Origin of the sequence: Pseudomonas sp. B21-047 (assembly GCF_024748775.1) — a bacterium.
GTDB lineage: Bacteria > Pseudomonadota > Gammaproteobacteria > Pseudomonadales > Pseudomonadaceae > Aquipseudomonas > Aquipseudomonas capeferrum.
Map to the genome: position 1 here is coordinate 3,923,934 of NZ_CP087169.1, position 22,351 is coordinate 3,946,284.

Here is a 22,351-nt window from a genome sequence, read left to right on the forward strand (position 1 = left end):
TTAACCCGCAAGCCGATAGCCAATCGACAGGGCGCAGCGCGTCATGAGCGCGCTACGCCCTCCCCTCATTGGCCCAAGGTCTCGAAACATGAACCTGAAATTTCGCCACAAGATCCTGCTCAGCGCCTGCGGCGTCGTGGTCCTGGCTTTTGCCCTGTTCACGCTCTACAACGACTACCTGCAACGCAACACCATTCGCCAGAACATCGAGTCTTCGGTGCAGCAATCCGGTGAGCTAACCGCCAGCAGCGTGCAGAACTGGATGAGCGGGCGCATCCTGGTGCTGGAAAACCTGGCCCAGGACATCGGCCAGCAAGGTGCCGGTGACACCCTGGCCGGGTTTATCGAGCAGCCTTCTTACACGCGCAATTTCTTGTTCACCTACCTGGGCCAGGCCAACGGCGCATTCACCCAGCGCCCCGACGCGCAGATGCCCGCCGGTTACGACCCCCGCCAGCGCCCGTGGTACAGCACCGCGGCGAGCGCCGGGCAAACCGTGTTGACCCCGCCCTACCAAGGCGCCGTCGGCGGCCTGGTGGTGACCATTGCCACCCCTGTGAAAAGCAAGGCCAATGGCGAGCTGATCGGCGTGGTAGGCGGTGACGTCACCCTCGATACCCTGGTAGAGATCATCAACTCGGTCGATTTCGGCGGCATCGGCCACGCCTTCCTTGCCGACAGCAATGGCCAGGTAATCGTCAGCCCCGATAAAGACCAGGTGATGAAAAACCTCAAGGACATCTACCCTGGCAGTGGCTTGCGCGTCGTGTCGGGCATGCAAGATGTCACCCTCAACGGCCAGCAGCGCCTCATCTCCTTCGCGCCGGTTTCCGGCCTGCCTTCCGCACAGTGGTACATCGGCCTGTCGATCGACAAGGACAAGGCCTACGCCGCCCTTGACCAGTTCCGCACGTCGGCAATCATCGCCATGCTCATCGCCGTAGCGGCCATCGCCGGCCTGTTGGGCTTGCTGATCCCGGTGCTGATGCAACCGCTGACCACCATGGGCCGTGCCATGCGCGACATCGCCGAAGGCGAAGGCGACCTGACCCGCCGCCTGGCCGTGCAGAACAAGGACGAGTTCGGCGAACTGGCCACCTCGTTCAACCGCTTCGTCGAACGCATCCATGCCTCGATCAGCGAAGTGTCCTCGGCCACCCGCCTGGTGCATGACCTGTCGGAAAAGGTCGTCAGTGCCTCCAACGCTTCGATCACCGGCTCCGAAGAACAGAGCATGCGCACCAACAGCGTGGCGGCGGCGATCAACGAGCTGGGCGCCGCCACCCAGGAGATCGCCCGCAACGCGGCCGACGCCTCGCAGCATGCCAGCGGTGCCAGCGAGCAGGCCCATGGCGGCCGCGAAGTGGTCGAGGAAGCGATCAGTGCCATGACCGCCCTGTCGCAGCGCATCAGCGAGTCCTGCGCGCAGATCGAAACGCTCAATGCCAGCACTGATGAGATCGGCAAGATCCTCGATGTGATCAAGGGCATCTCGCAGCAGACCAACTTGCTGGCGCTCAACGCTGCCATCGAGGCAGCCCGTGCCGGTGAGGCCGGCCGAGGCTTTGCCGTGGTCGCCGACGAGGTACGCAACCTGGCGCACCGCACCCAGGAATCGGCCGAAGAAATCCACCGCATGATCACCAGCCTGCAGGTGGGTTCACGCGAGGCGGTGCATACCATGAACACCAGCCAGGTCTCCAGCGAGCAGACCGTGCAGGTGGCCAACCAGGCCGGCGTGCGCCTGGCCAGCGTGACCCAGCGTATCGGTGAGATCGACGGCATGAACCAGTCAGTGGCCACTGCCACCGAAGAACAGACCGCCGTGGTCGAGAGCCTCAACCTGGACATTACCCAGATCAACGCCCTCAACCAGCAAGGCGTCGAGAACCTGAACGAAACATTGCTGCACTGCGATCAACTGGCCCAACAGGCTGGCCGCTTGAAGCAGCTGGTAGGCAGCTTCAGAATCTGAGTGCCGCTGTAACGCAAGGCCGCTCCTGTAGGAGCGGCCTTGCGTCGCGATGGGCTGCAAAGCAGCCCCTACACCACCACCACCTTCGCAGCCTTACCCCGCCGCACCCAAGCCACCAACACCGCCGCCATCAGCACAAACCCCAGGTACCCAAACAGCGGATACACCTCGCCCACCAAGCTGATGAACCCCACCAGGCTGCAGCCGAACGCCACCACCCCGGTCACCACCGAGCCCCAGCGAAACTTCGCCGTACCCGCCGGCACCAGCCGCGACAGTAACGAGAACATCGTCCCCACCGCCGTGTTGACGATCATGCCGAAGATGATCAGGCACATCACCACCCCCAACACCGGCGACACCTCATTAGCGATCGACAGCATCGGCATCGGCAGGTCGGCGACACTGTCCAGGCGTGACAACAGCCCGGCGGTCATCACCAGCATCAAGCCGCCCAGCGCCGCGCCCCCCAGCAAGCCACCCCATACCGCCGTCTTCTCGCCTTTGGCCGAGCCCCCCAGAATGGCCAGGATCGGCGCACCGGCAACGATGTTGTAGGACACATACAGAAACGCGCCCAGCAGCCAATGGCGCGTGCCTGCCTGCTGCTGGCTGGCCAGGTGGTCGAGGTCGGCGAAACTCTGTTCACGGGTGAACACGGCATACAGTGCAATCGCCGAAGCCACCAGAATCAGCAACGGGGTGATCGCGCCGATGGCCAGGATCACCTTGCGCACGTCCAGGCACACGATGCCCACCACCACGAGCGTTACCAGCACACTGCCGGTCAATGCCGGGATGCCGAACTGCTGCTCCAGCAAAGCACCGCCACCGGCCAGCATGACCACGGTGACGGCGAACATGAAGAAGGTGATCAGCCAATCGACGAACAGGCCCAGGTGACGGCCACAGATGGCCTGGATCACATCTTTGTGCGACGTGGCCCGCTGGCGGTTGCCCAACCCCGCCAGGGCCATGCCGAGGAAAGTGAACAAGGCGGCGCTGACCATCGCGCCAACCAACCCCCAGACCCCGAAATCGACAAAGAACAACAGCAGTTCCCGCCCCGAAGCAAAGCCCGCCCCTACGATCACGCCGACAAAGGCGCCGGCGATTTTCAGCTGCTCTTGCATGTGAACCTCTGTATTTATTGTTGTTAGGTGTGTTTGAGCGCCACGCATTCCTGTACAGAAGCGGCCTTGCCAGGGCGACCTGTCACTCCCCGATAAACGCCTGCACTTCGATTTCTACATCGACCCCCAGTGCCAATGCCGAGGCCACCGTCGAGCGCACAGGCAACGCGGCGCCGAAGTACGCTTTGTAAACCTCGTTGAAACCCGCAAAGTGGCTCATGTCCGAAAGCCACACCGTGGCCTTCACCACCTGGTCGAAACTCGCCCCACAGGCCGCCAGGCTTTCGCCGATGCGCTCGCAGGCAGCGCGGGTCTGGGTCTGAATATCCCCCCGTACCACTTCACCGCCGGCACTCATCGGCACCTGCCCGGACAGGAACAGAAAACCGCCCGCCTTCACCGCACGCGAAAACGGAAACGGCAAGCTGCTGGGGAAACGCTGGATGTCATTGCTCATGAGTAGCTCCTTTCAAGGTTGCTGGAAACGTGCCGGGGACAAGCGCTCGGGCGCCACCCCCTGGCGGACAAGGCTAGGGCACAGCGGCTGACCGAGCAGCAGGTCGGCCGCCAGGCGTGAAGCCCCTGCGGCCGACTGGATGCCATAACCACCTTGTGCCGCCAGCCAGAAGAACGCGGGGCTGCGCGCATCGAAACCGATCACCAGGTCGCCATCGGCTACGAATGAACGTAAACCGGCCCAGCTGTGGCTCGGGCGGCGGATACTTAGCGTGGTCATGGCTTCGATGTTGTAGATGCCCAGTGCCACATCGAGCTCCTCGGGCGCAGCGTCCTGGGGTTCGACCGGGTCGGCGTTGGCCGGCGAACCAAGCAGCTGGCCGGCGTCGGGCTTGAAGTAGAAGCTCTCGTCAACGCCGATCACCGCCGGCCAGCGGGCGAAGTCCTGGTCTGCCGGGCCTGGGAAGGTGAAGGCGCTGCGCCGGCACGGTTGCAGGCCGATGGGGCCAACGCCGCACTGCTCGGCGACACGGTCGGCCCAGGCACCGGCGGCATTGACCAGTCGACGTGCCTGGAGATGGCTGCCATCGCTCAGTTGCACCTGCCATACCCCGTCGAGGTAGCAGGCCTGGGCCAACTCGGCATTGCAGCGAAGCTCGCCGCCGGCAGCGCGATAGCCGCGCAAAAAACCCTGGTGCAGCGCGTGCACGTCCAGGTCCATGGCGCCCGGCTCCAGCACCGCGCCCGCCAGTACTTCAGCGCGCAAGTTCGGCACCAGGGCCAGGGCCGCATCGCGGTCGAGCAGGCTGACGTCGGTGCCGTTGGCCAAGTTCTGCGCGTGGGCCTGTTCGAGCAGTTGCCGTTGCTCGACGCTGGCGACATAGAGACAGCCGCGCGGTTCAAGCAGGGGGTGTTCGCAGAAGCCTTGTGGCGGCGTTTCATAGAACGCGCGGCTGGCGCGGGTCAGGGCTTGGATCTGCGGGGTGCCGTAGGCCTCCATGAACATCGCGGCCGAGCGCCCCGTCGAGTGGTAGCCCGGTTGCGACTCGCGCTCGAGCAGCAGCACCCGTTGCTGGCCCGCCAGGCGATAGCCCAGCGAGGCGCCGGCGATTCCGGCGCCAATGATCAAGGTGTCGTAGATCGTGGTCATGCGCGCTCCTGCCCCTATAATTATCATTTATGAGAATTCTAATATATGAGAATTTAGAGATGCGCAAGTGTCCAAGGTAATATGCCCGACCAACGCCGTATGCCGAGTGCACCGAATGCCCGATGACCGCCCCGATGCTTTGCCCCTGCTAGACCGCGCCGCCGTAGGCAGGCGCCTGCGCCAGGTGCGCAAGGCCCGCCAGCTGACCCTCAAGCAGTTGTCAGAAGCCAGCGGCGTGCCGGTGTCGACGTTGTCGAAAATGGAGCTCGCCCAAGTCTCGGTCAGTTACGAAAAACTGGCCGCCGCCGCCCGCGCCCTGAATGTCGATATCGCCCAGTTGTTTCGTGCCAGCGGCACGGCCGATACGCCAGTACCGGTGACGGTGGTGGTTGATTCACTGGCGGCCGTTGCGGGCTACGCGACCGGCACCTACGACTATCACCCGATTGCCGGCGCCTTCCCCGAGCGCCGCATGACCCCGGCCTATGCCCGCATCATCGCCCGCGAACGCGGGCAGTTCGACGATTTTATCCGCCATCCTGGCCAGGAGTTCGCCTTGGTCATCTGCGGGCGTGTGCGTATCGAGTTCGAGACCGGGGAAGCGGTCAGCATCGGCCCGCAGGAGACCGCGTACTTCAACAGCCAGGTGGGGCATATCTATCTGTCGGAAAGCGAGGATGGCGGGGATGCGCATGTGATGGTGGTCATGACAGACCGTTAAGGCGCGCTTTCACGCACCTGTGCAGACGCCACGCGGTTATAACCTAATAACGAACAAGTCTATTTGGCTATAAAAAATTCTATATGCTGGCTTCTATCCGATAACGGGCAAAGTTGGGCAGTCGAGTAGCGTATGGATGTAGGTTCTTTCGGTTTCACCCTTGCCGGGCTGGTTGTAGGTTTCATCGTCGGCATGACCGGCGTGGGTGGCGGCTCGCTGATGACCCCTATCCTCTTGTGGTTTGGCATCAACCCGGCCACCGCTGTCGGCACCGACCTGCTGTATGCCGCCATCACCAAGGCCAGTGGCGTCTGGGTGCATGCCCGCAACAAGAACATCGACTGGAAAATCACTGGCCTGCTGAGCCTGGGCAGCGTACCCGCCGCCGCCATCACCCTGTGGTTCCTCAGCACCCTGCACACGGACACCTCGGCGCTCAACGCCATCATCAAACAGGGCCTGGCGGTGGTGTTGATCCTCACTGCACTGGCCATTCTGTTCAAGTCGCGCCTGCAGGCCTTCGCCAGCCGCCATGCCGGTGATCACTACCACCTCAGCGACCGCAGCCTGAACACGCTTACCGTGCTCACTGGCGTGGTGCTGGGTGTCATGGTCACCCTCACCTCCATCGGCGCCGGTGCCTTGGGCACCGTGGCACTGTTCCTGCTGTACCCGTTCCTGGTCACCCGCCGCCTGGTCGGCACCGAAATCGCCCATGCTGTGCCGCTGACCCTGGTCGCGGGCCTGGGCCACGCCGGCATGGGCAACATGGACTGGTCGTTGCTGGGTTACCTGCTGCTCGGCTCGCTGCCGGGTATCTACATGGGCAGCCACCTCACCGGGCGCATTTCCGACCGCGTATTGCGCCCTTGCCTGGCGGCGATGCTGCTGATGATCGGCTACAAGCTGGCGTTCTGAACCACGCTTGCCGCCGCTAGGCGCCCAGACGCAGCCGCCACTGCCCGGTAAAGCTGAGTTCAAGGCGCGATAGCGGCAGCACATCGATGCGCTGGTGGGTGCTCAACGGGCACCCCAACAGCTGTACCAGCACGGCACGGATGACCATAGGGTGGGTCACTGCCAACCATTCGCCCGGCGTGTCGAACGCCGCCAGCCAGGCCGCCACGCGCTGGCACAGTTGTGCAAAAGACTCCCCGCCATGGGGCGCGCTGTGCGGATCGCCCAACCATTCGCACAGCGCCTGCGCTTGCTCCACCTGCAACTGCTTGAGCGACAGCCCCTGCCACTGCCCCAAGTCGCAATCTGCCAACGCAGGCTCAACACGCGCCTGTGTCTGCGCCGATAACCAAGCCGCCGTCTCGCAAGCTCGGCGCTCCGGCGCTGTCAGTACCTGCATAGCAGGCCCGATTGCCACAGGCGGCTGCACCAGCGCCAGCATGCCGTCTTTGGGCGTGGGCAAGCGCCCGGTCTTCTGGGCTTGAGTCAGGGCATGACAAACAAGGGTCAGGCGAATGGCTTTCACCGGTGCTTCCTTCATGGCAGGCGGGGGCGAATGGTTTAGTATGCGATGATGTTTTTTTCTGCAACAAGATGCACCACCTAGGCTATTTGCCACTAGTAAGTGCCTTTCAGACGGATCTTCCCCTGCTGTACCCTTAGAAAACAAAGAAGTTGCTGCATGACCGATATGACACGTCGATCGTTGGTAGGCCTGTGCATGTCCCTACCGCTGCTCGGCTAGCTAAGTTGGGCCAGTGAAGCCCCAACGGCTGCCAGCCCTCGCCCGGTATGTATCAACTACAACGAAAGCCCGTTGGCCCCAAACTCGGCAGCCCGCCAGGCGATGAGCGAGGGTATCAGCCTGTACAGATGCTATCCTTACTACGCACTGTATCGACTGATTGATGTATTCGCCGGCTAGCATGGGCCTGGACGAGGAGCAGGGGTTCTGTGGCTCCAAACTGGCCCAGCAGCATGCGGTGATGGTATTTACCGGGACGCGCAGCCTGGTGGTGGCCGAACCGTCTTATGAAGCGACGGCGCAAGCCGCCGAAGGTCGTGGTACCACTGTGCACAGCATCAACCTGAACTCCAGCCACGCTCACGACATAGACGCTATGCTCGCGGCCGACCGCTCACCGGGGCTAATCTGCCTGTGCAACCCCAACAACCCAACTGGTAGTTTGACACCACGCTAGGCCATCGAACGATTGCTCACGCATAAACCGGTCGGCAGCGTGGTATGTAGCGGACTAGGCCTAACTTTATTTCAACGACGCCCAGATCTGCATCGGCGCGATCAAGGAATAGCCTGAGCTACTGGTACTGCAGACCTTCTGCAAACTCTATGGCATGGCAGGTGCGGCCTGAGTCTGGCCATTGCTCAGCCGCCGCTGCTGAAACGTCTTGAAGTCCACGACGGCCAGAATCTATCCGCTGCCCCCACGCTGATGGCAGACCTGGCCAGCCTGTAAGACCGCCAGTTGGTCCCCCAACGCAAGGCCGAAAACGCCCGCCTGGGTGAACAGACGATCACCTGGCTGGGCGAACGTGGCTTATGTGTGAGCGTTGGGACATACAGCGGTTCGCGAGGCGTTTGCCAAGGTGATGCTGGGAACAAAAAACTCACTACAGATCTCACCCCCCTAAAACATCCAATAATTTCAAGTTTCAACCTGCAACATATTAGAAAGAAAACCGAGAAGCAAGGTAGCCACAGCAACAGATTGACCAGGCATCTCTAACCATACGTTAAATAGAGCTTGATCTATCCACTCTCTCCACTCGTATCAACCATACATTTAGAAAAGTACGCTTTGTTTACTCCGCAATCCGGACACACCCAGTCACCAGGGAGATCCATAAAATCTATTTCAACCCAAACGCCTGACTCTTGGCACACCTGAACCCCTTCATATTCATACCAACACTTGTGACAAATATATCGTCCTTCCTTCATATTTTCACAACCCCGCTAAAGAAGAAAGATTCATAAGCGTGTTTTTTTCCAACCCTGACTAGCGGCTGCGAGCTCACTCAAAAGATATGAAACCATGACTTTAACTCGTTTCGACAGAAACTTTCCAGATTGATAAACGACCCATGCAGTACCCTGTGGTTCCCCTTTAAAAACCCAATCAGGCAGCAAAACCTGCAACCTATTGTCTCCAATTGCCTCTGCAGCCAAGCACACAGGCAAACACGAGATACCAACACCCGAAAGTGTGGCAGTTAACGTAGCCTCAGGACACTCTGACAAATATCTACCTGGAATTACTACATCACAGCTTTCTGAGACCGATGAGAATCTCCAACATTGTTTATCAGGGTCCCCCACGAAAGGAATACAGCTATGCGAGGTCAAGTCTGAAGGATGATTAGGCCTACTAGATTCCCTGAAATAATTTTCAGCCGCACAAATCACAAAGTCAATCTCGCAGAGCTTGCGCGCGATCATGCCCTCCGGAGGTCTATCAGTTATTATTATTCCCAGATCAATGCCATCTGATATAAAGTCAAACCTTTCACCACACAGCATTTGGACATCCACTTCTCTGTATCGAGACAAAAAAGCAGGAATCAACTTACTACACGCCGCATACAATGATTTTGTCACTGCAATGCGTAACAAGCCCTGGGGGTTATCTGTAAGCTTATCCTTTAATCTAAAAACATTAGCTGACGATTCAAGCACACTTTTGCAGTACCCATAAACCTCCTCTCCCTCCGGGTTTAATTTCAAGTTTCGCGTCGTTCGCTCTAGCAGCCTCAAAGATAATACGCTCTCCAACTTTGTAATTTGCTTACTAATTGAAGAGGCAGTGACACCCAGCCTGACGGAAGCTTCGACAAAACTCCCACTTTCAACAACCACAGCAAATGTCGCCATGCAGGGTAAAATATCAACATGACTTTTTGGTAGGTAGCCTTTAGATTCCATTTCTTGACCACTCACTTTTATGTAAATGTGGCGCTACTGCATCGCACCGCCTTCACCTCTAATTTACAAACCCCAAGACCCAGCCATTAAACCAAATGCAACACTACCGCACCAGCTAAGACCAAGACAATACCCAGCCATTGCAACAAAGTTAATCTATCCCTATAAAATATGTAACCAAGAACAGCAGCCACCCCTCCTGAAAGCGTACTAATTACTGTCACAATCGCAACAGACCCGCTGAGCGCTCCATATGAAAAAGCTGTAAACCCCCCTAAATTAAATAGACTAGCGCCACCTAGCGCCCCATAAGAACTCAACCCAATACTTTTTTTAGTCTTCACACTGAAAACCAGTGGCATCAGAAGCAAAGCTCCAACCAAGTAACTCATCCACAACATATTCACGGCACCGACAGCAGGCAACGCGTAGTTTCCTTGGACCCAGAAACTGCTCCCATAAAGAATGGCAGCTATCAGAGCAAAGCAGATTGCACCTCCCTCCTTCCTATTGCCCATAAACCCATGAGACTTATGCCCCAACCCTACAAGCATTACACCGAACGCGCACACACCTAACCCAAGAATCTGGTAAAAGGTCAGATTCTCCCCACTCATCCACGCCAATAATGTCGTAAAAATACCGTACGACGTTACCAACGGAGCAATTATTGCGATTCTTCCATGCTCGAAGGCTCTAGTAAGTGAAACGGCACCAATTAAGGTTAGAATTGCGGCCGATGCACATATAAGGACAACATCCAGAGGCAATCTAATGATGAATGAGAACCCACTGCTGGAGATGAATACGAAACCACTCAGCATGAGAAACCCTATCAACTGACTGAAGAATACAGAATATTTCACACCAAAGGTTCGCGCATTCACTCCTACTAGATAATCAGTAACCCCCCAACACAAAGCGGCCACAAGCCCCATTATCACATCCATTTTTCGACCTTCTTAAGTTGCGCCAAAAGGCGAATTATCGTCACCCCTTTGGACATCCGCCATGCTGCCCAAAATAACTATTTAAGAAGGTCAACATTGGAACTGTCAACATCATGGATGCGACAGAAAGGATCAATAGCACAGTATAGGAATCGTCTGACAAGAGCCCCTCTCGATATCCTACAGCCAGCACAACCAACTCAGCAGTACCTTTCGTACTCATTAATATCCCGAGCTGCATTGACGCACGCTGCCTCATGCCTACAAGTAATCCCGCAATATAGCAGCTGATAATTTTGCTAATTGTGGCCCCCAATAAAAATACGAATAACCAGAACCAAATATGCACCTGTGAAAGGCCACTTACAGAAATCATCCCCCCAGAAGCTATAAAAAACATAGGAATAACAAGCTGCCTGATACCAAACAGGTACTTATCCCAAGCACCTTTGACCCCAGCTACATCACCCACCACATAAGCAGCTAATAAAGCGCCAACTGAGCTATGAACCCCAAAAAATTCTGTCAACTGCGAGGAGCCAAGCACAATTATAACTGTCACCACCACCTTCACACCATCACCAAGCCCAGCCACTAACTGGGACTTCATTATTATCGGCCTCACTACAAGCAGCATAGTCGCGACATAAATAAGCCCAACCCCAAAATTTAATGCAATGCCGCCTCCTACCCCAGCGCCCAACACAATTGAAATAACAGCCAACGCACACCAGACAAAAACATCTGTATACACTGCTGCAACAACAGCAACGCGCCCTGCTTTAGCCTCAACTATCGCAATATCATCCAGAAGCAAAACCAGAACAGGGAGCGCAGTAACTGAGAATGCAATACCACAAAACAAAATATAACCAAGCAGGGTATGCTGCAACCCCATATCCTCACTAGAATAGAAGGCCAAAACCCCACCAACAGCAAAAGACGTTACAACACCAAAGAATGCAACCAAAGCAATTTTACTATTACTGAGATCTCCTTCTCTTCGAGAAATACCGTGCCAGCATATCTCTACTAAGATTATTATCAAGCCGAGCTCACCAAGGGCATTCAACAGCCCCCTAGTTTCAGGTAAGCCTATGCGGAATGAGATGCTTGGTAGATAGGCGTCAAATATAGCCGGCCCCATAAGCATACCTGTAACTATATCACCAAGCACTCTAGGTTGTCCGAGCGCTACTACCGCCCTTCTACAGACCACGCACACAAACAATAAAACCAACATTACAACTATCAACTTAGACATAATAACACCGTGCTGATCACCTCCAAAAAAACAAACCTCGTTAACTCAGTCGCAAATCAGCGCAAGTGTTTTATGTACAAAGTCAGAGTCTCTAGCCAATACCTCCTGACTTTCATGAACAAGGTAAACCATGCCCCAAGATGATAGAAAATCTCGCGTCCGCCCTACAACTTCGCCCTCCGCTACTGACAGTTCCAACATATAAAATGAGTCAAGGCCTTCCACCTTCTCCAATCCGGTTATATTTTTTACCACTCCAGACACATTGCAAATCAAGCAGCAAATACAAAAGTGCCTGCTAAACTCCACCGATTCAAGCGCGCTCGAAAATCCACCCTGAAAGATATCTATATTTAGCTCATAGCAATTCACACCAGAACAAGCCTCTATCAACCTCGGAACATTCGCCCCAGGCAATCGGCCATTCTGCTCAATAATCAGCGGCCCATTCGAGCCGATCTTTAACTCGATATCATTAATACCCCAAAAAAATTCAAGAGCGCTATTAACCTCTGACGCATATGAGAATGCGAGAAGCGCCCGACAATCATTAAGAGAAAGTGAGCGTATATTTTTATAGATACTTGGATTGCCATCTGCCTCGACCTTCTCGTACCTAGCAAAGCACAGCATTATCTTATGCCCACTCAGACCGCAATTCGCAGTCACAACAAAATACTCATCACCCGCCAAGTATTTTTCGACCAGCGCATAAAGCTCGCCATCAGATTGGATTTCTCTATTTTTTTCGACAGCCTGAACTGCCGCGTACAACTCTCGATGATTGCGGCAAACTTTGACATTGCGGCTACCCGTGCCCTGAGCCGGCTTCACGACTAACGGGTAGTCATTTTTCTTAAATGTATCAATCTTAAGCTCCTCTAGCCTGACTCCACGAGCCCAAGTAGCCGGTACGCCTGCAGCAATTAACTTTTTTTTCAACTCTAATTTATTTAGTCGGGTCTGGGAGCTTTCGACGGGATTACCAAGTAAACCATACATACTACTGAGCGCATCGGAAAACTTAATACCTACGTCAGACCCCGGGATAACTGCACGAATACTGTACCGAGAAAGCGCTTGCATTGCTTCATCAAGGTCATCTGCATAAACAATAGATTCAAACTCATTTAGGTTTTGTAGACGACGAACCGCTTCAGACAACCGCTTTACGCTGATTAAAGCTATACTCAAGTAGCCGTGCTTTTGAATCTCCGCACCGTAATAACACGCAGAACTTATCGGATCCACAACAACCACAGCTGAAAGCTTAGTCATTGAGAGATACTCCGCATCATCTGGTACATGTGATGATAATAACGCAGCGCCACGTTATAACGAATGCTAACACCCAGCGCTAGTTCTCGGACAACCTCCTCCCCACTACCGGCATAATAATCCAGAACAACCTCTAGCCACGCATTACTATGCCGGGTATCGATACTAATATGAGACTGGTGATACGCTATTACTTTTTTCGGCACCTGTAGCCGTTCAAGAGCTTCTGTAGTTGCCCGAAAACGGACAGGGGCCGAACCTTCAATGATCCCTATAGCACCGATCAGTCTTACATTGTATTCCCGCCTCAGCGCCCACATCAACAGAACATTACCATTCATAAGGCACTCTAACGTTGGTTGCTCTGCTGTTATGTTTGCCTGCCGCAGGATATCTCGCATGAAGATAGAGGAATCTTTGAACATCACAGTGTGGACCGCAGCGGCATTGCCACCCCCCATTTCATCCCAATAGTTCTCCGCCGCCACCATCTTCGGCTTTAGTGGCATCCCCAGCTGCACCATAGCCATTAAATCATCGAATGCCCCATCCACTAGCTCTTCCATGCATATGTAATAGGCTATTTGCTCTAAACTTGCTTTCCGCCTCAAAAACTCGATGAAGAATCGGATATCGGAATTCATCCTCCGTTCCATAACCAAATACCAGTTAATGAACTCTGCCTTGACCTTAGGCAGTCCAGCCAAGTCAATACAACCCTCTTCAACCGCATTCCAATTATTTTCCAATGAATATACTGAACGCCTCAGCGTTTCAGCATCCCTGCCAAGACCGATTATGCTTTCGGGCGCACCAAATGCCTTTTTGTAATATACAGCAAGCTGTTTTTGATCCTCATAAACCAGAGCACCCATAGTTCCCTCTCAATAAATGGAAATTGGCCCATAAGAATTTTTCAGATCGAATGCTTTGTAAGAAGCACCTTTTTCAAACAACCAAGTCAATCGTTCATGTGCTTCCAAAAGACTAGGGACATGCCCCCTCCTCACCCACCACAAGACCATCCTAGGGTGCATAATTTTGTGGAACCATTCATGGCCTTTACTCAGCATTTGAGCATGTGGCGTGTGATAGAGAAATTTCTTCAGAGACGCAACATCATCCCAAACTGATAGCGTATATAGATATCCTTCGCCCCATAAAGCTTGAAGCCCTTCCTGATCCTCGTTAGTTTCTCTCCAAATAAAACCATCTGAACTCTCTGCAATGCTATTGATGCGATCAACATTCGCATAAAACCCTGCCATCTCCACTGATTCTTTTGGAAATCTCGGCTTCACCAAATCAAATTGCGCCAATACCTTACTCATCAATCCTCCCAGCTTTGGATTTCAATGATATTTCTATCAGGATCCCGAACATACACAAAAGTACATACTCCGACCCCCTCAACCGGGAGCTTTGCCAACCGCCCCAGCATCGTCCCACCATAACGAACTACATTTGCGCACACAGAATCAAGATCTGTAACTTCAAATGCTAAATGCGTGATGCCACGAGTATTTGCGTGCTTTAAGGGTTGCCGAATGTGCCTGCTGTATTGGAATATTTCCAGTGTAGGTCCATCGCTCCCAAATCCTGGTAAGCGTAAATGCAATCCTTCGATCTGTGGCCTTGAAACTCCAGTGCCTTCAGCAACGGAGCACCCCGATAGCTGCCTAACTGGACCAGACGGCACACAGTGGAATACGTCAATATAGAACTGAGATAGCTTCTTCCAGTCTGGAGTAATCAGATTTGTGTGTGAGAACTTAATAGCACTCATGCTCACTCACCCATCAATCTCGAAAGACGAATGTTTCATGTTCCACGTGACGATCCTTATCTCGTGCACGCTCCCATGTCGTATTCAGAATAATCCTTCGTACATTTTTAGTAAGGGGCTTCACTCGATGCAATGTCGTATCAGCTTTCAGTAGATAGACATCTCCTGATGAATGAAAATACGAGTCTATTTTATTTTCGAGCAAGAGATTTTCCACTCGTGGATTACTTTTATCCCAGCGAGTGTGAGGCACACATTCCAATAGTCCTCCGCACTCGATATCGGGCGCTTCTACCACCCAAATAATAGTGTACGGGTAGTCGCCCCAGTGCCAACCGTGAGTATCACCGACCTTATGCTGGCTATTGATGATATAGTTATCCCATTTCCAGGGAGTCGGAATCACATCCTCCTTAACTATACCACTGATCAAACCCGCCAAATAATTAGACCTATACGCCCTCGGAATATATCTACCCTCCTGCTCTATGGTCTCTTGGGGGACATTACTCAAATATCGAGGGGTATTCCCGGTTGATTCAATAAGAAAATCTCTCCGCTTTGCGAAGTTCGAGAGGAGATACTTAACATCGCTGGTGATTTCTTGATTGACCTCACTGTCTATCAAGTGATTTATCTTAAGATATCCATCACGCTCAAAACGGTGCTGCTCCCAAAAAAAGTCACGCCCAGCAAATGGATTTTCCTTTAGCAGATCGCTTGTTTTTACATGTTCAAATTTATCTGATTGATCTGACATATTCATCGCTCCCTTTTGATTGCTGAATGCCTCAGCGACATTGAACGAATCCTACAATCGACAGAGCAAATCAATAAAGTGGCTGCGCGGCAGTTTACAATTTCCAAAAACACTGGAATTGACGCGCAAAACCCAAAGGGAATTTTGAGTTATATTTACTCACCCAATTCCACTAGACACATCAAGAAAGGCGAGCTAAGGACGACTGATAAACCGCTTACGATTCCGGATCGGAGCATAGGTAATTTGAGGGATCCGCATGATCGAATAAGGGTTCACGTATTCCTACATACCTCCATGCCTAATAATGAGGCCCAAATAGGAGGTAACATGAGCCCTCACCGCTACCCCAAAGAATTCAAGAGTTTATCGGTCAAGTAAGTGCCGATAGAGGAAAACCTGCTATCGATTTTGCCCAGCGCCTGGGCGTATCCGTTCACAGCCTCGACTCCAAGATAAAGCTCTACAGCAAGCCCCAAGAACAGCGGCGACAAGCGATGATCAGCAGGCTGAGCTTTGCAAGCCCCCGGTGTCAGGATAGTTGTCGCCTCTCCGATTTTTCCTAACAAAACACATCGGGGGCGGAAAGAGACGGATCGTGCCGTACTATTCACCTGAACGCAGAGCCGCATTACTCAAGATGCTGCTTCCCCCGCTGAACCTGTCGATGGCCGAGGTTTCCCGGCGCAAGGGGTCAGCGAAATGTCTTTGTCCAACTGGCGCAAGCAGCTCAGTTCTGAAGGAAGTGCAGTGTCCGAAAACAAGTCATCGGCCGAGAGCTAGCCAGCCGAAACCAAATTTGCCGTCGTTCTCGAAGCGGCCGGCTTGTCCGAGATCGACCTGGGCGAGTATTGCCGTCGTAAAGGCCTTTACCCCGAGCAAATCACGGCTTGGCGGCAAGCCTTCATCGCCGGCCAGAAGTCGGAGAAGGCTCAGCAAAAAGAAGATCGGGAGCAGTCGCACAAAGACAAGAAACGTATCCATGAACTTAAGCGCGAACTGCGCCGCAAAGACAAGGCGCTCGCTGAAACAGCCGCGTTGTTGGTGCTGCGAAAAAAGCTCAACGACTACTGGGGGGCAACTGACTTCTTTGCCGCAACGGCAGTTGTTTATTGACTGGCTGAGCGAAGCCGTCGCGGCGGGAGCCAGAAAAATCACGGCCTGCCGGGAGGTTGGCCTGTCGCTGCGTACCCTGCAACGCTGGACTGGCCCCGAGATCGTTCAGGCCGATGGGCGAACGACTATCGCGCGACCAGCGCCGTGTAATGCGCTGAGTGAGGTCGAGCGACAGGCAATTGTGACGCTGTGCAACAGCGCTGATTATGCTCACTTGCCACCCAGCCAGATCGTGCCGCGCCTGGCCGATCAAGGGCGTTATCTGGCGTCGGAGGCGACGTTTTATCGCGTCTTGCGCATGACGGGTCAACAGCATCATCGAGGTCGCAGTCAGCGCCCCAGGCGGCAGGCGGCGCCGACGACACATGCGGCAAAAGGGCCGAATCAGGTGTGGTCATGGGACATCACGTATCTACCGTCGCCGATACGCGGCAAGTATTACTGCCTCTATCTGATCGAGGATATCTACAGTCGCAAGGCCGTGGGCTGGGAGGTCTACGACGTGGAAAGCGGCGAGAAAGCCGCCGAGCTGCTGCAACGCAGCGTGATCGGTGAGCAATGTCTACGCGAACCGCTGGTGCTGCACTCGGACAACGGAGCGCCGATGAAATCGGTGACGCTGCTGAGCAAGATGTACGAACTGGGGATCACGCCCTCGCGAGACCGACCGCGGGTCAGCAACGACAATCCCTACTCGGAGTCGCTGTTTAGAACGCTGAAATACTGCCCGCAATGGCCGCAGAATGGTTTTGCCAGTCTGGACGCCGCACGAGCATGGGTGAGGGACTTCATGCGTTGGTACAACAACGAGCACCACAGGTCGAGAAGAGAGCGGCATAGTTAGACGGTTGACGCGACAACTACCTTGAAAAACGCCGGCAGTCACTCACCTAGAGAGAACAATCAATTCCCACAGCCCTCTGCTCAAGGAACTGCTGAACAAGTGACACCGAGGACGGATATCCATCTCACTTGCGGCGAGCGACGCTTCGCGAGAATGAAGCACCTCACATTCGAGACCGACACGGCAACTTTGCAGCCGATCACAGCGGTTCGGCGCCTCGACGCGCCAGCACCTACAGGTACAGCGCGAATACCAAAGTTCGGCACACACCAAATTCCAGGCACAAAAAAAGAGGCCCTAAGGCCTCTTTTTTGTGATCCCAGCGACGCACTGAGGATCGAATTTGGAGCGGGAAACGAGACTCGAACTCGCGACCCCGACCTTGGCAAGGTCGTGCTCTACCAACTGAGCTATTCCCGCGTCGTGATGGGTGCCATTCTAGCAATATCTAAAACGGCGTCAACCCCTTGATTCAAAAAAGTTTTTATTTCTGCTCCGAGCCTTCGCGCAGGTGTGGCCAGGCGGCCAGCAGATAATGCGCCATCGACCACAGGGTCAAGCCTGCCGCCACCAGCAGCAGCCCATAACCCAGAATGACCCAGAAGGTCACACCCGGCGGGTTGGCCAGCAGGATCACCAGCGCAAGCATTTGCGCCGCAGTTTTCCACTTGCCAAGGTTGGACACTGCCACATGCGCCCTCGCCCCCAGTTCGGCCATCCACTCGCGCAGCGCCGACACCACGATCTCGCGGCCGATGATCACCGCCGCCGGCAAGGTCAGCCAGAAGTTCGCGTGCACCTGCACCAGCAACACCAGGGCCACGGCGACCATCAGCTTGTCGGCCACCGGGTCCAGGAAGGCACCGAACGGTGTGCTCTGCTGCAGGCGGCGCGCCAGGTAGCCGTCCAGCCAGTCAGTGGCGGCGGCGACGGCGAACACGCTGCTGGCGGCCATGTAGCTCCAGTGATAGGGCACATAGAACAGCAGGATGAAGATCGGGATGAGCAGGACGCGTAGAACGGTGAGCAGGTTTGGAATATTCATCGGTACGACTGGCTGCGGGTTGAGCCAGGCATTCTACTCGCTATGCAGGCTGGCATAAATCGACTCGGCAAGCTTTTTACTGATACCAGGGGCTTTGGCGATTTCATCGACACTGGCGCGGTTGAGCTCTTGCAGGCCGCCGAAGTGTTTCAGCAGGTCGCGACGGCGCTTGGGGCCGACCCCGGCTACGTCTTCCAGGCTGGACACGCGACGGGCTTTGCCGCGCCGGGCGCGGTGGCCGGTGATGGCGAAACGGTGGGCTTCGTCGCGGATCTGCTGGATCAGGTGCAGGGCCGGTGAGTCGCCCTTGAGGGTGAACTCGTGGTGCACGTCGTTGAGGTACAGGGTCTCGAAACCGGCCTTGCGGGTCACGCCCTTGGCAACGCCCAGCAGGGTCAGGTCAGTGAAGGCCAGCTCCTGCATGACGTCGCGGGCCATGTTCAACTGGCCCTTGCCGCCGTCCACCAGCAACACGTCGGGCAGCTTGCCCTCGCCGTCCTTGATGCGCCCGTAGCGGCGGGTCAGGGCCTGGTGCATGGCCGCATAGTCGTCGCCGGCGGTCACGCCTTCGATGTTGAAACGGCGGTAATCGGACTTGATCGGGCCTTCCGGGCCGAACACCACGCAGCTGGCCACGGTGGCCTCACCGCTGGAGTGGCTGATGTCATAGCACTCCAGGCGCTGCGGTACTTCGTCCAGGCCAAGCACCTGGGCCAGGGCCTCGAAACGGGCGGCCATGTGCTGGCGGTTGGCCAGGCGGGCGTTGAGGGCCTGCTCGGCGTTGGTCACTGCCAACTGCTGCCAGCGTGCCCGGGTGCCGCGCACCCGGTGGGTGATGGTCAGCTCGCGGCCGCGCAGGGTTTGCAGGGCTTCACGGATGGCTTCGAAGTCTTCGTGCACCACGTTGACGATGAGCTCACCGGGCAGTTCGCGTTCGGCATTGCCCACGTAGTACTGGGACAGGAACGCAGCCATGACCTCGGCCACCTCCTCCTCGATGCCCACCTGGGGGAAGAAGTTCTTGCTGCCCAGCACCCGCCCGCCGCGCACGCTGATCAGGTGCACGCAGGCGCCACCGGGGTTGACGAAGGCGGCGATCACATCGACGTCACCGGTACCGCCCTCGATGTACTGCTGGTCCTGCACGCGGCGCAGCAAGGCGATCTGGTCGCGCAGCTCGGCGGCCTTCTCGAAATTGAGGGCCATGGCGGCCTTTTCCATCTCGGCATTGAGCTCGTTGCCCAACTGCTGGCTGCGGCCTTCGAGGAACATCACCGAGTGGCGAATATCGTCGGCGTACTCGTCTTTGTCGACCAGGCCGACGCACGGCCCCTTGCAGCGCTTGATCTGGTACTGCAGGCAGGGCCGGGTGCGGTTGGCGTAGTAGCTGTCTTCGCACTGGCGCACCGAAAAGGCCTTTTGCAACAGGCTGAGGCTTTCGCGAATGGCACCGGCGCTGGGGTATGGGCCGAAGTATCGGCCCTTGGCCTTTTTCGCACCGCGGTGGATGCCCAGGCGCGGGAAGTCGCCGTCAGACATAAACACGTAGGGGTAGGATTTATCGTCGCGCAGCAGGATGTTGTACGGCGGCCGCCATTCCTTGATCAGGTTCTGCTCCAGCAGCAGCGCCTCGGTCTCGTTGGCGGTGATGGTGGTCTCGACCTGGGCGATGCGGCCCACCAGCGCAGCGGTCTTGGGCGCCAGGCCGGTTTTGCGGAAATAGCTGGCCAGGCGCTTCTTGAGGTTTTTGGCCTTGCCCACATAGAGCAGCCGCGCCTCGGCGTCGAACATACGATAAACGCCCGGGCGACCGCTGCAGGTCGCCAGAAACGCGCTGGCATCAAAAGCTTGGGACATGAGGTTTACAGGCTTGCGTCAACCATACCGTGGCGAACGGCCAGCAAGGTCAGTTCGACGTCGCTGGTGACCGAGAGTTTTTCAAAGATCCGATAACGGTAAGTATTGACGGTCTTGGGCGAGAGACACAACTTGTCGGAGATGATCTGCACTTTCTGGCAGCCGACGATCATCAAGGCGATCTGGATTTCGCGCTCTGACAACGCATCGAACGGCGAGCCTTGTGGCTGGAACGACTTGAGTGCCAGTTGCTGGGCGATCTGCGGGCTGATGTAGCGCTGGCCGGCAAAGGCCAGGCGGATGGCCTGGACCATTTCGTCGAGCCCGGCGCCCTTGGTCAGGTAACCGGCAGCACCGGCTTGCAGCAGGCGCGTGGGGAACGGATCTTCCTCGCACACGGTGACCGCGACCACTTTGATGTCGGGATGGCTGCGCAACAGTTTGCGGGTGGCCTCCAGGCCGCCGATGCCGGGCATTTTCACATCCATCAGGACGACGTCGGGTTTGAGTTCCCGCGCCAGCTTGAGCGCCGACTCCCCCGAATCCCCCTCACCCACCACTTGCAGGCCATCGATGTCGGCCAGCATGCGGGTAATACCGGTTCGTACCAGATCGTGATCATCGACCACTAAGACCCTAATCAAGCACACACCTCGTCTGCAGGGCGATTGGATCCCGCCACCTTAACAAAATTTTTCATGGCGGGCCTAACGCAAAACTTCTGTCAGATACGCCTGACGGCCAAGTGTGAAAGGCCTCACTGTTTCACGGCTTTTGGCCTCACCTGACAAACGCCCAAGCAAGTGCCAGAGCGCGGCTTGATCGTCGACCGGCAGTTGCCGAAAAGCGCCCAGCAAGTCGGCCTCGTCCTGGGTCAGGTTGCCCAGCGGTGCCGGGGTGCGCACACCGCTAAGCACATAGAGCGCGTCCATGCCCTGGGCGGCCAGTGCTGCGAGGTAATCGGCGCGGGGCGTGCGCTCACCGCTCTCGTACTTACCTTGGGCATTGGGCTCGACCCCACCGATGTCACCAAACACCCGTTGGGTCATGCCCAGCCGTTCGCGCTCTTCGCGCAGTCGCGGACCGAATCCATTCATCTCACGTTTCTCCTTTGTCCTTGAACATCATCCAACGCCGCCCACCGTCCTGTAAGCAGCGGTAAATTTCAGACCCCACTATGCCCATGGTCACCAGCCGCGACAAGCCATCACTGCGCTATCAGTCGATGACGCGCTGCATGCGCACGAAGCATTCATCCTCGCCCACCTCCGCAAAGCCCCTGCGTTGATACAACAACCGAGCCGGGTTGCTGCGAAACACCATCAAGCGCAGCAGTGGCAAACGCCGCTGTTTCGCCCAGCCGGCGAGGGCCTCCAGCACCCGGCCGCCGATGCCGCGCCCGCGGTGCTCAGGCAGCAGGTGCAGCTCTCGAATGAACAATGCCTGGCGGTCCTGGCTGAGGCTGCAGTAGCCCAGCACCTGTTCACCCTCCATCACCAGCCACTGCTCGCGCCAGGCCCAGGCCTGGTCAAAGGCTTCTTCGATCCACAGCAGGTCGAATTCGCGGTAGTACGGCAGCATGGCCCGGCGCGTGAGGTCGCGGGCGAAACTGCGGTGGGCATCGGTGGCGGGTATGAGCTTCATGCCGTTATTGTGCACCGCTTTAGGTGGCATAGCACACGGGCGAACTGCCCGGGCCATGGCGCTCCAACTCATCTTCCAGCCATTGGGCGAGTACCTGGGCGTTGTTGTGCTCGGTGTCCTTGGCGGCATAGAGCAAGGTCAGCGTGCCCTTGGCGGCCAGGCCCAGCAGCGGGTACCAGTACTCGGGGTGTGCGGTCAGCTCCTGCCGGTAGCGTTGGGTGAAACCGGCAAAATCCACCTCGCCCTGGTGAAATGCCTTGCGCAAACCCTGCGAGGGCGCCACCTCGCGCAGCCATTGGCCATGCAGGTCATCCTTGCGCTTGTTGCGCGGCCACAGGCGGTCGACCAGCACACGCTGGCCGTCTTCCTCGGCGAGCGCTTCGTAGACACGTTTGCAGCGGATCATGGGCTTCTCCGGCCATTGCCGTCTGTCTTGAGCCTAGATAATTCATTGACCGAGGTCACGGGCCA

The 22,351-nt window shown here is 56.1% G+C and carries 23 protein-coding genes, 1 tRNA gene and 2 pseudogenes; 6 read left to right on the plus strand and 20 right to left on the minus strand.

What is annotated here, in order from left to right; genetic code table 11:
• Positions 1-88: 88 nt before the first annotated feature.
• On the plus strand, positions 89-1,975 hold the full coding sequence (gene mcpA, locus LOY26_RS17840; RefSeq protein ID WP_258713948.1) for a methyl-accepting chemotaxis protein McpA: 1,887 nt from the start codon (positions 89-91) through the stop codon (positions 1,973-1,975).
• Positions 1,976-2,043: 68 nt separating this feature from the next.
• Here mcpA and LOY26_RS17845 read toward each other — a convergent pair whose 3' ends face one another.
• From LOY26_RS17845 to LOY26_RS17855, 3 genes are all read right to left on the minus strand, one after another.
• Entirely contained in the window at positions 2,044-3,108 is a 1,065-nt protein-coding gene (locus LOY26_RS17845) for a hypothetical protein (RefSeq protein WP_258713949.1), read from the minus strand.
• 82 nt (positions 3,109-3,190) lie between these two features.
• Positions 3,191-3,565, minus strand: coding sequence for a RidA family protein (locus tag LOY26_RS17850; RefSeq protein ID WP_186655217.1), 375 nt, complete (start codon positions 3,563-3,565; stop codon positions 3,191-3,193).
• 12 nt (positions 3,566-3,577) lie between these two features.
• Entirely contained in the window at positions 3,578-4,714 is a 1,137-nt protein-coding gene (locus LOY26_RS17855) for an FAD-binding oxidoreductase (protein ID WP_186663215.1), read from the minus strand.
• Positions 4,715-4,829: 115 nt separating this feature from the next.
• Between LOY26_RS17855 and LOY26_RS17860 the strand changes: the two genes are divergently transcribed.
• Entirely contained in the window at positions 4,830-5,435 is a 606-nt protein-coding gene (locus tag LOY26_RS17860) for a helix-turn-helix domain-containing protein (protein ID WP_033699140.1), read from the plus strand.
• Between the two features lie 132 nt (positions 5,436-5,567).
• Positions 5,568-6,353 carry a sulfite exporter TauE/SafE family protein gene (locus tag LOY26_RS17865; protein WP_186655227.1) on the plus strand — a complete coding sequence of 262 codons (786 nt, stop codon included), beginning with the start codon at positions 5,568-5,570 and terminating at the stop codon, positions 6,351-6,353.
• Between the two features lie 16 nt (positions 6,354-6,369).
• Here LOY26_RS17865 and LOY26_RS17870 read toward each other — a convergent pair whose 3' ends face one another.
• Complete coding sequence (locus LOY26_RS17870; protein ID WP_258713950.1) at positions 6,370-6,918, minus strand: histidine phosphatase family protein; 549 nt, start codon at positions 6,916-6,918, stop codon at positions 6,370-6,372.
• A gap of 382 nt (positions 6,919-7,300) precedes the next feature.
• On the opposite strand from LOY26_RS17870, the gene LOY26_RS17875 reads away from it, so the two are divergent.
• Complete coding sequence (locus LOY26_RS17875; protein WP_258713951.1) at positions 7,301-7,594, plus strand: aminotransferase class I/II-fold pyridoxal phosphate-dependent enzyme; 294 nt, start codon at positions 7,301-7,303, stop codon at positions 7,592-7,594.
• 569 nt (positions 7,595-8,163) lie between these two features.
• Here LOY26_RS17875 and LOY26_RS27115 read toward each other — a convergent pair.
• From LOY26_RS27115 to LOY26_RS17915, 9 genes are all read right to left on the minus strand, one after another.
• Positions 8,164-8,355 carry a rubredoxin gene (locus LOY26_RS27115; RefSeq protein ID WP_186657488.1) on the minus strand — a complete coding sequence of 64 codons (192 nt, stop codon included), beginning with the start codon at positions 8,353-8,355 and terminating at the stop codon, positions 8,164-8,166.
• Positions 8,356-8,385: 30 nt separating this feature from the next.
• Entirely contained in the window at positions 8,386-9,336 is a 951-nt protein-coding gene (locus LOY26_RS17880) for a LysR family transcriptional regulator (RefSeq protein ID WP_186657487.1), read from the minus strand.
• Between the two features lie 86 nt (positions 9,337-9,422).
• Positions 9,423-10,286, minus strand: coding sequence for a DMT family transporter (locus LOY26_RS17885; protein WP_186663220.1), 864 nt, complete (start codon positions 10,284-10,286; stop codon positions 9,423-9,425).
• Between the two features lie 40 nt (positions 10,287-10,326).
• Entirely contained in the window at positions 10,327-11,550 is a 1,224-nt protein-coding gene (locus LOY26_RS17890; RefSeq protein WP_258713952.1) for a cation:proton antiporter, read from the minus strand.
• A 45-nt stretch (positions 11,551-11,595) separates the two neighbouring features.
• Positions 11,596-12,828 (minus strand): ATP-grasp domain-containing protein, encoded by a 1,233-nt coding sequence (locus LOY26_RS17895; protein ID WP_186663222.1) that lies wholly within the window; start codon positions 12,826-12,828, stop codon positions 11,596-11,598.
• A complete protein-coding gene (locus tag LOY26_RS17900) occupies positions 12,825-13,703 on the minus strand; it encodes an iron-containing redox enzyme family protein (protein WP_186663224.1) in 879 nt (292 codons plus the stop codon). Before LOY26_RS17900 ends, LOY26_RS17895 begins: the two co-directional genes overlap by 4 nt.
• A gap of 9 nt (positions 13,704-13,712) precedes the next feature.
• A complete protein-coding gene (locus tag LOY26_RS17905; RefSeq protein ID WP_186657462.1) occupies positions 13,713-14,159 on the minus strand; it encodes a DUF3291 domain-containing protein in 447 nt (148 codons plus the stop codon).
• Positions 14,159-14,614: a VOC family protein gene (locus tag LOY26_RS17910; RefSeq protein WP_186657460.1), complete on the minus strand. Its 456-nt coding sequence runs from the start codon at positions 14,612-14,614 to the stop codon at positions 14,159-14,161. The genes LOY26_RS17905 and LOY26_RS17910 overlap by 1 nt, the downstream gene beginning before the upstream one ends.
• Before the next feature lie 13 nt (positions 14,615-14,627).
• Positions 14,628-15,374: an ArpA protein gene (locus tag LOY26_RS17915; RefSeq protein ID WP_186657446.1), complete on the minus strand. Its 747-nt coding sequence runs from the start codon at positions 15,372-15,374 to the stop codon at positions 14,628-14,630.
• Between the two features lie 330 nt (positions 15,375-15,704).
• Between LOY26_RS17915 and LOY26_RS17920 the strand changes: the two are divergent.
• Together LOY26_RS17920 and LOY26_RS17925 are read left to right on the plus strand one after the other, a co-directional pair.
• Positions 15,705-15,897: pseudogene (locus tag LOY26_RS17920) on the plus strand (transposase); the annotation flags it as partial.
• Positions 15,898-15,972: 75 nt separating this feature from the next.
• Positions 15,973-17,316: pseudogene (locus LOY26_RS17925) on the plus strand (IS3 family transposase); the annotation flags it as partial.
• A 362-nt stretch (positions 17,317-17,678) separates the two neighbouring features.
• Here the strand turns inward: LOY26_RS17925 and LOY26_RS17930 are convergent.
• From LOY26_RS17930 to LOY26_RS17960, 7 genes are all read right to left on the minus strand, one after another.
• Positions 17,679-17,754: transfer RNA gene (locus LOY26_RS17930), tRNA-Gly, on the minus strand.
• Positions 17,755-17,818: 64 nt separating this feature from the next.
• Entirely contained in the window at positions 17,819-18,379 is a 561-nt protein-coding gene (gene pgsA, locus LOY26_RS17935; RefSeq protein ID WP_033699146.1) for a CDP-diacylglycerol--glycerol-3-phosphate 3-phosphatidyltransferase, read from the minus strand.
• Positions 18,380-18,412: 33 nt separating this feature from the next.
• Entirely contained in the window at positions 18,413-20,236 is a 1,824-nt protein-coding gene (gene uvrC, locus LOY26_RS17940) for an excinuclease ABC subunit UvrC (RefSeq protein WP_047581216.1), read from the minus strand.
• A gap of 5 nt (positions 20,237-20,241) precedes the next feature.
• Positions 20,242-20,880 carry a UvrY/SirA/GacA family response regulator transcription factor gene (gene uvrY, locus LOY26_RS17945; protein WP_027916239.1) on the minus strand — a complete coding sequence of 213 codons (639 nt, stop codon included), beginning with the start codon at positions 20,878-20,880 and terminating at the stop codon, positions 20,242-20,244.
• A 63-nt stretch (positions 20,881-20,943) separates the two neighbouring features.
• Complete coding sequence (locus LOY26_RS17950; RefSeq protein WP_186657444.1) at positions 20,944-21,333, minus strand: helix-turn-helix domain-containing protein; 390 nt, start codon at positions 21,331-21,333, stop codon at positions 20,944-20,946.
• A gap of 121 nt (positions 21,334-21,454) precedes the next feature.
• Positions 21,455-21,880 carry a GNAT family N-acetyltransferase gene (locus LOY26_RS17955; protein ID WP_258713953.1) on the minus strand — a complete coding sequence of 142 codons (426 nt, stop codon included), beginning with the start codon at positions 21,878-21,880 and terminating at the stop codon, positions 21,455-21,457.
• Positions 21,881-21,899: 19 nt separating this feature from the next.
• Positions 21,900-22,286 carry a DUF488 domain-containing protein gene (locus tag LOY26_RS17960; RefSeq protein WP_258713954.1) on the minus strand — a complete coding sequence of 129 codons (387 nt, stop codon included), beginning with the start codon at positions 22,284-22,286 and terminating at the stop codon, positions 21,900-21,902.
• Between the last annotated feature and the right edge of the window lie 65 nt (positions 22,287-22,351).